Source organism: Syntrophotalea acetylenivorans (genome assembly GCF_001887775.1).
In the GTDB taxonomy this organism is placed as follows: Bacteria; Desulfobacterota; Desulfuromonadia; order Desulfuromonadales; family Syntrophotaleaceae; genus Syntrophotalea_A; species Syntrophotalea_A acetylenivorans.
On record NZ_CP015519.1, the window covers coordinates 187,522 to 201,965 of the forward strand.

The window sequence follows — 14,444 nt, forward strand, 5'->3', positions numbered from 1 at the left end:
AGTTTCGTCATGAGTGAACAGTGCGCAGTAAAAAAAGTTACCGAGATCACCACTGAAGAGGTGGAACGGATCAAGGAATGGATCAACACCGAAGAATATAAAGAGAAGAACATGGCCCGCGAAGGGCTGGTTATCAACCCGGCCCATGCTTGTCAGCCTTTAGGTGCCCAGCTGGTCGCCCACGGTTTCGAAGGCACTCTGCCCTTCGTCCACGGTTCTCAGGGTTGCGCGTCCTACTACCGCAGTGCCTTCAACCGTCACTTCCGCGAGCCGGCTCCGGCCGTTTCCGATGCCATGACCGAAGACGGCGCGGTGTTCGGCGGCCAGAACAACCTTTTCGAAGGGCTGGAAAACGCCTACACCCTGTACCATCCGAAGATGATCGCGGTCTTCACCTCCTGCATGCCGGAGGTTATCGGCGACGACCTGACCGCCTTTATCCAGAATGCCCGTAATGAAGGACATATCCCCGCGGATTTCCCGGTGCCTTACGCCAACACCCCGAGCTTCAACGGCACCCATATTCACGGTTACGACCCGATGCTCAAGTCGATTCTCAATACCCTGGGTGGTGACAAGAAGGTCGAGGGCAAGGACAACGGCAGTCTTAACCTGATTCCCGGTTTCGACGCCTGCACCGGCAACTACCGAGAGTACAAGCGCTACATGAAGGCCTTTGATATCCCCTGCACCCTGATGGCGGACATCTCCGACTCCTTCGACTCGCCTCTGACCGGTACTTATAATCCTTATCCGGGCGGTACTCCGCTGGAAGATGCGGCCGACGCCCTGAATGCTCACGCCACCATCGCTTTGCAGCAGTACTCCACCAAGGAGACTATGAAGTGGTTCAGCGCCAATACCGATGCACCGGTGGAAACCCTGCCTATGCCTATCGGTGTTAAGAAGACCGATGAACTGCTGATGAAGATCTCCGAGCTGTTCGACAAGCCGGTACCCCAGGAACTCATAGACGAGCGCGGCCGGGCGGTTGATGCCATGACAGATGCTCATCAGTATCTGCACAACAAGAAGTTCGCCATCTACGGTGACCCCGACTGGCTGCTTGGCGTCGTCTCTTTCTTGCTGGAGATGGGCGCTCGTCCTTACCACATCCTCTGCAGCCGCTCGAACAAGAAGTTCAAAAAGACGATGCAGGAGCTGCTCGATACCTCTCCCTACGGTGCCGATTGCAACATCTGGATCAACAAGGACCTGTGGCATCTGCGCAGCCTGTGTGCCACCGACCCCGTCGATGCCCTGATCGGAGACGCCCACGGCAAGTTTATCACCCGCGATCTCGGTATTCCTCTGATCCGGGCCGGTTTCCCGATCATGGACCGGGTCAACCTGCATCGTTATCCGACCATCGGCTACCAGGGGGCTATTAACCTGCTGACCTGGATCGCCAACACCTTCCTCGACCAGGTCGATGTAACCTGCGAGGATCGTAATTTCGAAATGATGCGCTAATCACCATGTGTTTCATGCAGGCAGGGGAGAGGAAGCATCTCTCCCCTGCCGGTGATTTACTATTAGCTGAACATTCATGAAGGGCACAGGCAGGGTCGGGACCTTCGACTCGCGGGAGGAAAGACCGTGGCATTGACACGACGACTGACCGTGGTGAACGAACCGGTCAAGAGAGGATTTACCATGAAAGTAGCCTTCGCCAGCAGCGACAATAATCACATCGACCAGCATTTCGGCTGGGCGGAAAAATTTGCCATCTGGGATGTGCAGATGGACCAGGCACGTTTTGCCGGTATGGTGCAGGTACAACCAGACGGAGCCGATTCAGAAGACAAGATCGCGGCTCGGCTTGGCGCTTTGAGCGACTGTGCCATCGTTTATGTTACTCAGATAGGCGGGCCGGCGGCCGCCAAATTGGTGGCGAATAAGATCCATCCGATCAAGAGTAAGGGCGAGGGCGAAGAGACAATTCAGGAGGTGGTTGAGAAACTGCAGCAGGTATTGCAGGGCAATCCTCCCCCCTGGCTGCGCAAGGCCATGCTCAAAGATGAGCGGCCTACGTAATTTTTATTCGATAATTGATGATCCGTCGCAAGAATGTCAGGTTTGTTTATGGACTGCACTGACCCCCCAAAGTTCCCCAGCTTTCTGACGAATATTTTGCGACGGCCTGATAGAACCAGTAGGAAGAATTAATCCCGTAAGCTACCAATCGAAAGATCGCACAAGGAGAGATGATAATGGCTTATTACACCGCTAAAACCAAAGACGGCAGTGAATGGACCCCGACCTTCGCCGAGTCCATCGACGAAGAAAAATGTATCGGCTGCGGACGCTGTTACAAGGCCTGCTCACGCAAGGTCCTTGGCTTCAAGGAAATTGACGAAGAGGATTCAGCGCGCATGTTCATGTTTGTAGAGAATGACGGAAACTGTATCGGTTGCGCTGCCTGCGGCGTGACTTGTCCGAAAAAAGCTTTCTCTTTCAAACCCCTGGAAGCTTGATCCGCATTTGACCGGCACCTTCCTCGGGCGGTGCCGGCAGCAGAAAGGAGTCGCTGATGCTTATCGCCGTTGCCACCAGTTCAGGCCAGGAAGTCGATCTCCATTTTGGCAAGACCTCGATCTTCACCCTGTTCGATGTTACAGAACAGTCGGTCTGCCGTCTTAATGAGGTCGAGGTAGCGCAATATTGCACCAGCGACCCCAATCACACCGAACACGAGCAGCGTTTTTCCGCGATTGCAAAATGTCTCGATGGCTGTCGGGCTGTAGTCTGTGTGCAGATCGGTGATCTGCCGCGCATGTCCCTGGCCGAGGCAGGAATTCAGGCCTTTACCGCTCAGGGCCCGGTGGAAGATGCGTTGCACAACGCTTTTGTATTGCTTTCCGCGGGGGGATGTTGACGGGCTCCTGTGGGAGGAGCTCGGCCGGTGCGAAAAAAGTAACCTTTCGGATCTGCAATTGCTAACGGCATGGGCAGATAGACCTCCAAAAGAGGCTATCTGCCCTTTTTTATGCCGTTTTAGAGCTGGCACGGGCTATGCAATAAAGACTATCAACAACAGGCGTCAGTCAGATTTCGAAAAAGCTCGCTCCTTTCCATGGGGTTGGAGGCTGTCTGGTCTCCAACCCACTTTTTCGATTTTTTAAGACCGGCTGAACGCTAATCTGGAATTGACAGGCACAACGGAGTGCTGCGAATAATAATGGCAATGAAGCCCCTCAGGGATATCCCTGCGGGGCTTTTCTATTTTTTAGCCCTAAGAAAGGAGTACAACCATGTCAGCAAGCAGTTGCTCCCGTTCCAGCAATCAGGCAGGTCACCCCAACAATCAGTCGGGCCATCCCTGCTTTGGAGGTGATCATCAGAAGGCAGGCCGTATTCATCTGCCTGTAGCGCCCGGCTGCAATATCAAGTGCGGCTTCTGCGAGCGTAAGTTCGATTGCGCTAACGAAAATCGTCCAGGTGTTACCAGTCGTGTGCTGTCTCCGACCGAAGCCCTTGATCGACTGCGGCTGGTCATGAGCCACCCTGTCGGAGGCAAAAACATGCGAGTTGTGGGGATTGCCGGCCCCGGCGATCCACTGGCCAACGAGAATACTTTTGAGACTTTTCGTCTGGTGAAAAAGCACTTTCCGCATTTAATGCTGTGCCTGTCCACCAACGGCATGCTGCTGCCTGAGCGCATCGACGAACTCAAGGAACTAGGAGTGCATAGCGTTACAGTAACTATCAATGCCTTGACTCCGGAGGTAGGCGCCAAGGTTTACGAGTGGGTGCGGGCGGATGGTCAGCGCTATAACGGCGAAGCTGGCGCCAAGCTTCTCCTCGCGCGGCAGATGGCAGGGGTTGAAGCGGCGGTGGCCGCCGACATGCTGGTCAAGATAAATACCGTCTACATCCCCGGAATCAACGACCACGAAACCCTGCCGTTGGCGGTGGCGGTCCGCAAACTGGGCGCCAGCATGATGAATATTCTGCCGTTAATTCCCCAGGGGATATTCCATGACCGGGAGCGTCCTACGGATTTGGTCATGGATTTGGTGCGCAACCAGGCGGAATCAATTTTGACTCAGGCCCGCCACTGTGGCCAGTGCCGCGCCGATGCAGCTGGGCTGATTGGTGAGGATATTGATCTGTGTTCTTTGAAGAAGCCATCGGAAGTTTCCGGACGTCTGACCTGCACCGGTTAATCGGAATATTGACCGAATGATGAAGCGATTTTTGTCCGTAACCCTGTCGAGTTGATTATGCACCTGGATGTCGATCTACATATGCGGTTGGGCTCTTTTGAGTTCGCCGCCGCCTTCTCTGTCGAAGGGCGCCGCACCGGGATTTTCGGTCCTTCCGGTAGCGGCAAGTCGACTTTGGTCAACTTGCTGGCCGGATTGCTGCCGCCCGACGAGGGGTTGATTCGACTGGACGGGCGTGTTTTACACGACAGCCGCAGCCAAATCAGTCTGCCGCCAGAGCAGCGCCGGGTCGCAGTGGTGTTTCAACACGCTCATCTCTTTCCCCATCTCAATGTGCGGCGTAATTTGCTCTACGGTCATCGACGCTTGCCTCTGCAACGCCGCAAGTTGGCTCTTGCCGATGTCGCCAGTGCCCTGGATATCGAACATCTGCTTTCCCGTAGCGTTGCGGCCCTATCCGGTGGTGAGCGGCAGCGAATTGCCCTGGGCCGGGCCCTGCTGGCTGCTCCGGACTTATTGATTCTGGACGAACCTCTGAGTGCTCTAGATCACGGTCTTAAAGAACAGATCATCCCTTTTTTGCGCAAGACCCTGCGTCGCTTTGATATTCCTTATCTCTATATCTCCCATTCTCTGAGTGAGATGCGGTTGCTGACGGATCGAGTGCTGGTCTTTAAAAATGGCCGACTCAAGACCACCAGCGATGCGGAGAGTATGGCCAGAGAGCGCCTGGCCCATTGCGAATCGGGCTATCTCAATCATCTGCAATTAGGGGCTTCGCGAGAGGTTGGCGATCTACTGGCCTACCGTTGGGGAACTACCGAGCTGATCGTATCGAGCAAGGAATCGAGCGGCTCCGGACTGTTTGGGCTGGCAAGCAAGGATATTCTGTTATTCAAGCGTCATCCTCAGGCTTTATCGGCGCGCAACCTGTTGGAGGCGACCCTGGTCGAGCTGATTCCCTGTAACGGGAACGTCGGCGTGGTGCTCGACTGTGGCGGCCAGCGACTGGTAGCCCAGGTGGTACGGGAAGCCGCAGCGGAATTGGAACTAAAGGAAGGGGGCAAGGTTTTTGCCGCGATTAAAGCGGCAGCTTTTAGACGGCTGTTGTGAAAGTTGTGGAAATAGTGACGATGCGCTCTGTTTCTTTCGCTTTAACCAGAAGGAGCTTCCAGATGGATATCCGTAACATAACAACCCGTTTTCTTCTTCTACTGCTTTTGCTGTTTCCTTCGACTCTGTGGGCGGGCGAGTTGCGGCTTTCTGTTGCCGGCAGCATGATCGATGTGATCAAAGAAGTTGGAGCGGCATTTACCGAAAAGCACCCGGAAGCCCGACTGTTGTCCAATTTTGCTTCCTCTGGAGCGTTGGCCAAGCAGCTTACTGCAGGAGCACCCGCCGATGTCTATATTTCTGCGAATCCCAAGTGGATGGATTACGTGGTGGCTCAGGGCATCGTTCCGGCTGCCACGGTCGGTACCCTGGCTTACAATCGAATGGTGCTGGTGGGGCGTCCCAATCTCTCCATCGGTGCAATGAGTGATTTGAACGGGTTAGCGCGTATTGCGCTCGGCAGCCCGAAGAGTGTGCCGGCCGGCCGTTATGCCCAGCAGGCGCTTGCCAAGGCCGGACTCTATCAGTCGCTGCTGGCCGAGGGCAAGCTGATCATGGCCAAGGATGTACGCCAGGCGCTGCTTTATGCCGACCGCGGCGAGGTTGATGTCGCCTTTGTTTATGCTACCGACGCATTGTTGGCAGGGCAGGCGAAGATTCTGCTGGAGGTGCCGGCGGAGCTCTATCCGCGGGTGAGTTATCCGATGGGGTTGACGGTTGCCGGGGCGGACAAGGAAGAGGCGCTTGCTTTTATGGAGTTTTTAAAAGGCAAGGTAGCTAAAGAGATTTTTGTACGGCATGGGTTTGTTGTGGAGGAATAAGCTCCCTTGGTTCTCGCTGCAGCTTGCGTTCGTGACCCGCCGGTTCTGACTTTAAAAAGCATCCGTCTATAGCGGCATCACTAAAAGGATATAGAAAAGAATGCTCGATTTCTCCCCCAGCGATCTCCAAGCCCTATGGCTGTCTGCCCGGGTAGCCACCGTCGCCACTCTGGTCGCCCTGCCGGTCGGCTTCGGCCTCGCCTGGCTGCTGGTCTTCAGCCGCCTGCCGGGCAAGCCGCTGCTCGATGGCTTTATCAACCTGCCACTTGTGCTGCCGCCGGTGGTGGTCGGCTATCTGCTGCTTTTGCTTCTCGGCCGTCAGGCTTGGCTCGGTGCCCTACTCGACAACCTTGGGATCCAGATCGTCTTTACCTGGAAGGCGGCGGTAGTCGCCTCAGCGCTTATCGGCCTGCCGTTGATGGTGCGGGCCATTCGTCTTGGCATGGAGCAAATCGATCCCCATTTGCTACATGCCTCTCGCACTCTTGGAGCCGCCTGGCACGACACCCTGCTGACCGTCGTGCTGCCTCTGTCCTTGCCGTCGATGCTGGCTGGCGCGACCTTGGCCTTTGCCCGCAGTCTCGGTGAATTTGGCGCGACTATCATTCTGGCAGGCAATATTCCCGGCGTGACCCAGACCATTCCCCTGGCGATCTTCGACTATTCCAATTCACCGGGAGGCGAGACCCGTGCCCTGGCCCTGTGTCTGGTGGCTATCGTCCTGTCCTATGTGGTGTTGCTGTTCAGCGAGATGGCCTTACGTCATTTTCGTTACGGGCGGGTCCGCAGGGATTGCTGTTCCGGGCAGTGACTCATCCTCAGGAGAATCTTCATGATCCAATCGATACACCTTGATATGAAAATCGCTGATTTAGTCAACCGCTGGCCGGAGACCAGGCCGGTATTTGCTGCCCACGGGCTGGAAGCGTTGACTAGCGAGGAAGGCATGCGGGTGCTGGCCCCCTTTCTTACTCTTGGGACTGCTTTGCGCAGTCGGGGGGTCGCCGTCCAGTCTTTTATACGCCTGCTTAACGAAGCCATAGCCGAGGAAGAGGTGTGTGAGGCGCCCGGCCTGATCGATTACCAGAGCCAGGGGGATTTAACCCTTCTGGCGCTGATGCCCTGCGGCATCAAGGTACCTTTTGCCAAGGCGATCAGCACTTTTCTCACTGACTTGCGCAAGGCCGGCGGCCCCGCCATCACCTATGCCGTCGAGGGCAATCTCAACCAGGAGCTTTCCTATTATTCTTATGTCAGTACCATTGAGCGCATCGAAGAATTGCCCGACATCGTCGTTTCCGCCGATTTTAATTCCTTCTATCACCAGAGTTTTTACAAGCGCTTTGTCGAGGCTGGAAATTTCATCGATGTGGCCGAGACTCTGCCGACCACCTCTTATGAAAAAGCGGGTATCCTCGATCCCGAACACCAGTATTCGATCCTTGGTGTCAATCCGCTGGTGATGGTCGCCGATCTCGACAAGACTGGCGACCGACCGCTGCCCGCCTGCTGGGACGATCTGCTCGCAGAGCACTGGGAGGGGGAGGTGACCCTGCGTGGTAACAAGGATTTCTTCTGCCATGCGGTGCTGCTGCCCATCTACCGGGAACACGGTGCCGAGGGGCTTCTCAAGCTGGCGCGCAATGTGTGCGATGGATTGCATCCGGCGCAGATGGTCAAGGCCATCGACAGCGCTCAAGGCGGCGCCCTCTACGTGATGCCCGAATTTTTCGCCCACCGGGTAAAGCATCAGGAACGGATTCGTATCATCTGGCCCGCAGATGGCGCCCTGGCCAGCCCGGTGACCCTGATGGTGAAAAAAGATAGGGTTGCCGAACTGCAGCCTGTGCTCGACTACCTGACCGGCAAGGAGCTCGGCAAGGTACTGGTCGGAGCCCGTTTTCCCACCCCTCACGCCGACCTTCCCGGCGAGTTACAGGAAAAGCCCCTCAAGTGGATCGGCTGGGAATTCATCCGGGCCAACGATCTGGCCGTTGTCAATGCCGCCATCGACGATGTGTTCATGCCGGCGGTTAAGGGAGTTGTTTCATGAAACTGGTCACCGTGGCCGGGCCGCCATCGAGCGGTAAGACCTCGGTGGTGTTGCGGGTCGCCGAGAGTTTGGTCGCCGAGGGCTTGCGTATCGGTATTATCAAGTTCGACTGCCTGTCCAGCGAGGATGAGCATCGTTATGCCCGGGCCGGTCTGCCGGTCAAGACCGGCCTTGCCGGTGGTCTCTGCCCTGATCATTTTTTTATCGCCAATATCGAACAAGGCCTGCAGTGGGGAATCCGCAGCGGGTTCGATCTGCTGATCAGCGAAAGCGCCGGTCTGTGCAACCGCTGTTCACCCCATATCGACGAGGTGCTGGCCGTGTGCGTGGTGGACAACCTCAGCGGTATGCACACCCCGCGCAAGATCGGACCGATGCTCAAGACCGCCGATGTGGCGGTGATCACCAAGGGAGACATCGTTTCTCAGGCCGAGCGGGAGGTGTTCGCCTTTCGTGTGCGACAGGTCAACCCCAAGGCCGCGGTGCTGCCGGTCAACGGTCTCACCGGTCAGGGCAGCCTGCTGCTGCAGCGGCACATCAAGGGAGCGCGGCCTTTCGGTACCCTGGAAGGCAAGCGGCTGCGTTTCTCCATGCCGGCCGCCCTCTGTTCCTATTGCCTGGGCGAAACCCGCATCGGTCCCGATTGTCAGATCGGCAACATCAAGACGATGGATTTCTCATGATGCTCGACGAATTGCTGCAACAACCTTTGCCTCAATTGCTGAAGGAGCGCCCTTATGTGCGGGATTTCTTTGCCGCAATGGGCATTCCGCTGCCAAGCAAAGGGCAGCGACTGGGACAAGTTATCGATGCTGTGCCGGCGGAACAACTTACCGAGTTCGGCCTTGACCGTCAGGAGCTGATGACCCAGTTTGCCGAGTTTGTCAAACAGATGGAGCAGTTCAAGGCTGGTGCCGCCCAGCCGGTGCGCACCGTGACCATCCTCGGCGGCTGCGACAAGGCTGGCCAACCGGAGGAGATACAGCTGGAGCTGACCGTCGGCGACGTGGTCTGCGTGGTCGGTCCGACCGGTTCCGGCAAGAGTCGCTTGTTGGCTGATATCGAGTGCCTTGCCCAGGGTGATACTCCTTCCGGGCGGCGCATTCTCCTCGATGGCGAACCGGCTGACGAAAGCGCCCGCCTGGCCGGGGAGACGCGGTTGGTCGCCCAGCTCTCGCAGAACATGAACTTCGTCATGGACCTGTCGGTACAGGAGTTCATCGCCCTGCACGCCGAAAGTCGTCTGGTGGACGATATTGACGGCGCCATAGAGCAGGTCTTTGCTACGGCCGTTGACCTGGCCGGTGAACCCTTTACCCTCGCCACGCCGGTCACCGCCCTGTCCGGCGGCCAGTCCCGGGCGCTGATGATCGCTGACGTGGCCTGTTTGAGCGCCTCTCCCATCGTGTTGATCGACGAAATCGAAAACGCCGGAGTCGACCGCCGCAGGGCTCTGGAATTGCTGGTCAAGCAGGAGAAGATTGTGCTCATGGCTACTCACGATCCAATCCTCGCACTGTCCGGTCATCGCCGCCTAGTGATTAAAAATGGCGGCATCGCTGCGGTCATAGAGACCAGCGATGAAGAGCGCCGTGGCCTCGAACAACTTAATGTCCTCGATCGCAAACTTGCCGAGTTGCGCGACCAGGTACGGCAGGGTCGCCGTATCTCCTTCGATCTCGATTTATTTCTGTCCTAGCTTGGGGACCCTCCTCATTACAACTGCCTTTAGGGGTAGCACCTATCTTTTTTAACGCTGAAAATTGTGGCAACCAATCCCCCTTCAGTTTCGTAACTTTTGGCAAATACAGGTTTTATTTTCTGGTACGAGAATTGCTCAATAAGAAGATAGGTTTTACGGAAGTTTCAGTAACCGCAATGGCGCGGTGAATCGGGCAATGCAGCCCCGGAGTCGTTCAGACTGCCGGGGTTTTTACGTTTACGGTCGGTTTCTAAAAGACGCCAGATTTCTAAGTTGGAACTGGTGCGGCCGACCAGATGAGGTCAGATCATGAGCGAAGACAAACTGCCGAGTGTCATTATCGACGATACCACCCTGCGTGATGGTGAGCAGACGGCCGGGGTGGTATTTACTCTGGAAGAGAAAAAGACCATTGCCCGCACTCTCGATGAGATGGGGATTCACGAGCTCGAGTGCGGTATTCCGGCGATGGGAGGTGACGAACAGGTTGCGGTGCGGGCCCTGGTAGAGATGGATCTCAACGCCCGGCTCATTACCTGGAACCGGGCGTTGATCTCCGACCTTAAGGCGTCGCTGGCCTGCGGGGTGGGGGCGGTCGATATTTCCCTCTGTGTGTCGGATATCCATATCGAGTACAAGTTGCGCAAAGATCGCCACTGGGTCCGTGAGCAGCTGAAAACGGCCCTAGGTTTCGCCAAACAGCATGATCTCTACGTCTCCGTCGGCGGCGAAGATTCGAGCCGCGCTGATCTCGATTTCCTGCTTGAACTAATGACCATTGCCCGGGATATGGGTGCCGACCGCTTTCGTTTCTGCGACACTCTCGGCCTGCTTGATCCCTTCGCTACCTACGACAAGGTGAAGCACCTGACTAAGCATTGCGCTCTGCCCATCGAGGTGCACACCCATAACGATCTCGGCATGGCTACCGCCAACGCTATTGCCGGCATCAAGGCCGGCGCCCGCTTTGTCAACACCACCGTCAACGGTCTTGGCGAACGGGCCGGCAATGCCGCCTTGGAAGAGGTTGTCATGGCTCTCAAGCATGCCTGTGGCGTTGATTGTGACATAGACAGTAGTCGTTTCGTGGAGGTTTCCCGCTATGTTGGGCAGGCTAGTGCCCGACCGGTCCCTGAATGGAAGGCCATCGTCGGCGAAAAGGTTTTTTCCCACGAATCCGGACTGCATGTCGACGGAGTGCTGAAAAATCCTCGCAATTACGAAGCCTTCGATCCGCAGGAGGTGGGGCTGTCCCGCTACCTGGTGCTGGGTAAGCACTCCGGCAGCCAGGCGCTCATCGCTCGCATTCGCCAGCTCGGCCTGGCGCCGGAGGGTTTGTCCCTGGCGGATTTGCTGGAAGAGGTTCGGAGACGGTCTCAGAAATGCAAGAGTCCCATCAGCGACGAGGAACTATTAGAACTCTGCCGCGACTTGCCAAAGGTGGCCTGACTGGAATATGCCGGTCATGCTACAGTAGATCATATGGGGACCTGGTTCCTCAAGGGCCCCGAAACGAAAGGAGCCAACCATGAATCTTTTCGATTTTGCCCTGCAGATGGAACAGGATGCGACGGAATTTTATCTAACGCTGTCCAACTCCGCATCCGACCTCGGATACAAACGGTTCTTTGCCGATCTGGCCTCCGACCATATAGAACGGTACCGCTTCATTGAAAGCATGACTTCGTCTGAAGGAACCGGGGATGAAAAATCTTGTCCGGTAATGGACGAAAACTGCAGCCCGTGGCGGATGGTATCCATCAAGGATGCCGTGGCCGATGAAGCTGATGGTGGTTTGGAGAACGCCTACCGTTTTGCTCTGGAACTGGAAACGGCAGAAATTCATTGTTTTCGAAATATGCTGGAACAGACCCGTTCTGGAAAAATGAAAAAATACTTGAAGGTCATTGCCGAGGAAGAAGCCCGGCATGTTGAGGATTTTCAAAGCGTGTATGATTTTATCAATGCCCCCAATCAGTATCTCGCCACTGGTGAGTTCAGCAACCTGTCTGAGTTTCATCAGTTCGGACGAGATGTGGACTGAGGCGTGTCAATTGAGCTCCGGTGTTGACGGGTGAAAGCGGATGGATAACAGGAAAAAATTCGTTCAGCCCGGAGCTGATGACTGGCGGGAGTTTATGTATGCGGCCGCAGGAGAAGGCTGGCGTGTCCCCGCCACCGAAATAGAACTATTTTGCGGTCCCCTTGCAGGCAGTGCCATGGCGCTGCGTTGCGGGGGACTTTTTCTAGGTCTTATCACTCTGGTGAACCACGGTCACAGCGCGTGGATTGGTAACCTCATTGTGCCCGAGCCTTGCAGGGGGCAAGGCCATGGCCAGCACCTGCTCGACCAGGCAATTCTACTCCTGGAGCAACAAAAGACGCGCTCTATTTGGCTAACCGCGTCTGAATCGGGTTTCCCCCTCTATCTGCGCCGTGGCTTTGAGATTATTGGACAGGTGGAACGCTGGGTTAGGCCAAAAGGGGCCGGCGCAGGCAGTATTCCTTGCTTGGAGGACGTCGAAGAACCGAATCATAGAAATATTGCCCTGCAGGATGCTGATCAGGAGGTGTGGGGAGAACAGCGTGCCTTGTTGAACTATTTGCTGCCCAAAGGAAGGCTGCTGCTTTGCGGCGCGAGCGTTGCTCTGTTGCAGCGGGAACCGGGGCTGCAGATTCTCGGCCCCTGGTTTGGCGACAGTTCGGATGCCGCAGAATATCGCAGGTTGCTGGTTCTCGCTGTTGAGACGGCAAAAACCGAAGAGGAGTTGGTCATCGATCTGCGAACCGGCAGTTTACCGCCGCAGGACCTGCAAGACGCTGGATTCGTCCTGCAAGGGAGGAACCGCCTGATGGCTCGAGGAGATGTTACCGGAATTGATCTGAATCGACTGGTATCCTTTGCCAGTCTTGGCAGCATGGGGTGAAAGGCAATTACCGATCTATTTGCCTTTGGCCAGCTGGTCAGAAAGCAGGCCGACCGCCAAGGCAAAGGCATTGGACTTGTTCCAGACCCGCAATACCCTGAAATTGTCATACACCAGATAGGCCTGACTGCCCGGTCCGTCGGGGAGTAACAGCGAGGCATCAAGGTTACGCCGGGGCAGGGCACGGCCGTCGACGCGTCGCACGCCAAGGGCTTGCCATTTTGGCAGAGGCAACCGCTTTTCCAGCCCGACGAGGGAAGTGTCAAATCCTTTTGGCAACTTTACCGGCCGACCCCAGGTCTGATCATTCTTCCAGCCCGATGCGGCCAGGAAATTGGCGCCCGAAGCCAGGACATCGGGCACAGAATGCCAGATATCGATGCGCCCGTCACCCTCGGCGTCCACGGCATAGGCACAAAAAACCGAGGGCATGAACTGGCACTGTCCCATGGCCCCTGCCCAGGAACCTTTCATATGTTTCAAGGGAATGTGGCCGGCATCGACAATCCGTAAGGCTTCGAGCAACTCCCTACGAAAATAATCACTACGCCGCCCGTCATAAGACAAAGAGACCAAAGCCTCGATCACCGGAAAGTTACCGGTGTGCCTGCCGTAATTGGTCTCTATCCCCCACAGGGCAAGGATGAAGCGCCTCTGCACCCCGTGGCGATCTTCGACCCGTCCCAGCCAGATCGGATAGCGCCTTTTCATTTTGCGACCATCTTTGATTCTGTAGCCGCTGATCCGGGTCGAGACATAATCCTGTACGGTCTGGGTAAACTCCGGTTGCTTGCGATCGACATCAATCACCTTGGCCAGAGGCTTTTTTATGTCTGCCAGGGCTCGTTCCAGTGTTCGATGAGAAATGCCTGCGGCAGCAGCTTCGGTTTGAAGCCCCACCATCCATTGCGCAAACCCCTCCTTATTTGGATCGTTGTTGAGAAAGCTTACCGACCGCCGCTTGGTGCTCCAGATAAATACTGGTGTTACCTTATGGTTGAAGCGGAGTCCGGTGCGCGAGTCAGTGTGCGCCTTCATCAGAAAATACACGATTGAATCACTGTCGGAGACAGGGTGGGCTTTAAAAAGCCTTGGCGAAAAAATAAGCGCGTTAGAAAGGTTGTGGTTATTGGCAGGGCATAATTTAAGTAAAGAGGTGGCAACGGAGGCAGCAGGGCGCGGTGGGGATGTAGTTGCTTATGAGAAAAAGGAGGCCGGTACGGAAACTAGCCGAGGGTCATCGAGCCCTGTTCGCTAAAAGAAGAAAGGCCAATTGTTAGAGCTTCCCCGTCCGCAAGTAAGAACATGTTAATCCCTTTAAGGGAAAACGTCTAAACTAATTAATTATAGATAATCTACAGTGCGGCTTTGCTCGCCAGATTAAATCATGCCAATTGAATTAGCGGTGCTCTAGTGGTTAGTTTTGGAAAATTCAAAATCCTTAATCCGTATTTGGTGGATGTGTCGTCCCGGCTTTGATGTAAATCATGCCAATAGTTCATTGGGAAGGAGCCGAGTCGGCACCCTGTCTACAATGATACAATAGAGCGCCACTATTGGGGGCGGTACGCAGAAAAGGGGGGGGCATGGCAGGGAAAATTTTCTATCGAGAACGGAAAAAATGGTAGATGGCGCCAAAACCCCGCATTACAATGTTGG

15 protein-coding genes are annotated in these 14,444 nt (G+C 55.7%); 14 read left to right on the forward strand and 1 reads right to left on the reverse strand.

Features of this window, described 5'->3' with window-relative positions; all coding sequences use genetic code 11:
- Positions 1 to 9 precede the first annotated feature (9 nt).
- The 14 genes from nifK (at position 10) to A7E78_RS00925 (ending at position 12,785) form a co-directional block, all read left to right on the forward strand.
- Positions 10 to 1,473 carry a nitrogenase molybdenum-iron protein subunit beta gene (gene nifK / locus A7E78_RS00860; protein WP_072282495.1) on the forward strand — a complete coding sequence of 488 codons (1,464 nt, stop codon included), beginning with the start codon at positions 10 to 12 and terminating at the stop codon, positions 1,471 to 1,473.
- 183 nt (positions 1,474 to 1,656) lie between these two features.
- A complete protein-coding gene (gene nifX, locus A7E78_RS00865; protein WP_072282496.1) occupies positions 1,657 to 2,037 on the forward strand; it encodes a nitrogen fixation protein NifX in 381 nt (126 codons plus the stop codon).
- A 176-nt stretch (positions 2,038 to 2,213) separates the two neighbouring features.
- Positions 2,214 to 2,477: a ferredoxin III, nif-specific gene (gene fdxB / locus A7E78_RS00870; protein ID WP_072282497.1), complete on the forward strand. Its 264-nt coding sequence runs from the start codon at positions 2,214 to 2,216 to the stop codon at positions 2,475 to 2,477.
- 56 nt (positions 2,478 to 2,533) lie between these two features.
- A complete protein-coding gene (locus tag A7E78_RS00875) occupies positions 2,534 to 2,878 on the forward strand; it encodes a NifB/NifX family molybdenum-iron cluster-binding protein (RefSeq protein ID WP_072282498.1) in 345 nt (114 codons plus the stop codon).
- Between the two features lie 376 nt (positions 2,879 to 3,254).
- Positions 3,255 to 4,169 (forward strand): radical SAM protein, encoded by a 915-nt coding sequence (locus tag A7E78_RS00880; RefSeq protein ID WP_072282499.1) that lies wholly within the window; start codon positions 3,255 to 3,257, stop codon positions 4,167 to 4,169.
- Positions 4,170 to 4,226: 57 nt separating this feature from the next.
- Complete coding sequence (gene modC / locus A7E78_RS00885) at positions 4,227 to 5,282, forward strand: molybdenum ABC transporter ATP-binding protein (RefSeq protein WP_072282500.1); 1,056 nt, start codon at positions 4,227 to 4,229, stop codon at positions 5,280 to 5,282.
- Between the two features lie 62 nt (positions 5,283 to 5,344).
- On the forward strand, positions 5,345 to 6,103 hold the full coding sequence (gene modA, locus A7E78_RS00890; RefSeq protein ID WP_072282501.1) for a molybdate ABC transporter substrate-binding protein: 759 nt from the start codon (positions 5,345 to 5,347) through the stop codon (positions 6,101 to 6,103).
- 100 nt (positions 6,104 to 6,203) lie between these two features.
- Entirely contained in the window at positions 6,204 to 6,914 is a 711-nt protein-coding gene (modB, locus tag A7E78_RS00895) for a molybdate ABC transporter permease subunit (protein ID WP_072282502.1), read from the forward strand.
- Between the two features lie 21 nt (positions 6,915 to 6,935).
- A complete protein-coding gene (locus A7E78_RS00900; protein ID WP_072282503.1) occupies positions 6,936 to 8,156 on the forward strand; it encodes an ABC transporter substrate-binding protein in 1,221 nt (406 codons plus the stop codon).
- Complete coding sequence (locus A7E78_RS00905) at positions 8,153 to 8,839, forward strand: GTP-binding protein (protein ID WP_072282504.1); 687 nt, start codon at positions 8,153 to 8,155, stop codon at positions 8,837 to 8,839. The genes A7E78_RS00900 and A7E78_RS00905 overlap by 4 nt, the downstream gene beginning before the upstream one ends.
- Positions 8,836 to 9,855, forward strand: a complete 1,020-nt coding sequence (locus A7E78_RS00910) for an ATP-binding cassette domain-containing protein (protein ID WP_072282505.1) — start codon at positions 8,836 to 8,838, stop codon at positions 9,853 to 9,855. The genes A7E78_RS00905 and A7E78_RS00910 overlap by 4 nt, the downstream gene beginning before the upstream one ends.
- 312 nt (positions 9,856 to 10,167) lie before the next feature.
- Positions 10,168 to 11,307, forward strand: coding sequence for a homocitrate synthase (gene nifV, locus A7E78_RS00915; RefSeq protein WP_072282506.1), 1,140 nt, complete (start codon positions 10,168 to 10,170; stop codon positions 11,305 to 11,307).
- Positions 11,308 to 11,386: 79 nt separating this feature from the next.
- Positions 11,387 to 11,902 carry a ferritin family protein gene (locus A7E78_RS00920; RefSeq protein ID WP_072282507.1) on the forward strand — a complete coding sequence of 172 codons (516 nt, stop codon included), beginning with the start codon at positions 11,387 to 11,389 and terminating at the stop codon, positions 11,900 to 11,902.
- A 40-nt stretch (positions 11,903 to 11,942) separates the two neighbouring features.
- Positions 11,943 to 12,785, forward strand: a complete 843-nt coding sequence (locus A7E78_RS00925) for a GNAT family N-acetyltransferase (RefSeq protein ID WP_072282508.1) — start codon at positions 11,943 to 11,945, stop codon at positions 12,783 to 12,785.
- A 15-nt stretch (positions 12,786 to 12,800) separates the two neighbouring features.
- Here the strand turns inward: A7E78_RS00925 and A7E78_RS00930 are convergent, their stop codons facing one another.
- Entirely contained in the window at positions 12,801 to 13,688 is an 888-nt protein-coding gene (locus A7E78_RS00930) for a lytic murein transglycosylase (RefSeq protein ID WP_235606771.1), read from the reverse strand.
- Between the last annotated feature and the right edge of the window lie 756 nt (positions 13,689 to 14,444).

What these genes read in the sequence shown, in the direction of transcription:
- nifX (WP_072282496.1), top strand. Translation starts at nt 1,657, where the DNA reads ATGAAAGTAGCCTTCGCCAGCAGCGACAATAATCACATCGACCAGCAT.
- A7E78_RS00920 (WP_072282507.1), top strand. Translation starts at nt 11,387, where the DNA reads ATGAATCTTTTCGATTTTGCCCTGCAGATGGAACAGGATGCGACGGAA.
- A7E78_RS00925 (WP_072282508.1), top strand. Translation starts at nt 11,943, where the DNA reads ATGGATAACAGGAAAAAATTCGTTCAGCCCGGAGCTGATGACTGGCGG.
- modB (WP_072282502.1), top strand. Translation starts at nt 6,204, where the DNA reads ATGCTCGATTTCTCCCCCAGCGATCTCCAAGCCCTATGGCTGTCTGCC.
- nifK (WP_072282495.1), top strand. Translation starts at nt 10, where the DNA reads ATGAGTGAACAGTGCGCAGTAAAAAAAGTTACCGAGATCACCACTGAA.
- A7E78_RS00930 (WP_235606771.1), bottom strand. Translation starts at nt 13,688, where the DNA reads ATGGTGGGGCTTCAAACCGAAGCTGCTGCCGCAGGCATTTCTCATCGA.
- modC (WP_072282500.1), top strand. Translation starts at nt 4,227, where the DNA reads ATGCACCTGGATGTCGATCTACATATGCGGTTGGGCTCTTTTGAGTTC.
- A7E78_RS00880 (WP_072282499.1), top strand. Translation starts at nt 3,255, where the DNA reads ATGTCAGCAAGCAGTTGCTCCCGTTCCAGCAATCAGGCAGGTCACCCC.
- nifV (WP_072282506.1), top strand. Translation starts at nt 10,168, where the DNA reads ATGAGCGAAGACAAACTGCCGAGTGTCATTATCGACGATACCACCCTG.
- modA (WP_072282501.1), top strand. Translation starts at nt 5,345, where the DNA reads ATGGATATCCGTAACATAACAACCCGTTTTCTTCTTCTACTGCTTTTG.
- A7E78_RS00905 (WP_072282504.1), top strand. Translation starts at nt 8,153, where the DNA reads ATGAAACTGGTCACCGTGGCCGGGCCGCCATCGAGCGGTAAGACCTCG.
- fdxB (WP_072282497.1), top strand. Translation starts at nt 2,214, where the DNA reads ATGGCTTATTACACCGCTAAAACCAAAGACGGCAGTGAATGGACCCCG.
- A7E78_RS00900 (WP_072282503.1), top strand. Translation starts at nt 6,936, where the DNA reads ATGATCCAATCGATACACCTTGATATGAAAATCGCTGATTTAGTCAAC.
- A7E78_RS00875 (WP_072282498.1), top strand. Translation starts at nt 2,534, where the DNA reads ATGCTTATCGCCGTTGCCACCAGTTCAGGCCAGGAAGTCGATCTCCAT.
- A7E78_RS00910 (WP_072282505.1), top strand. Translation starts at nt 8,836, where the DNA reads ATGATGCTCGACGAATTGCTGCAACAACCTTTGCCTCAATTGCTGAAG.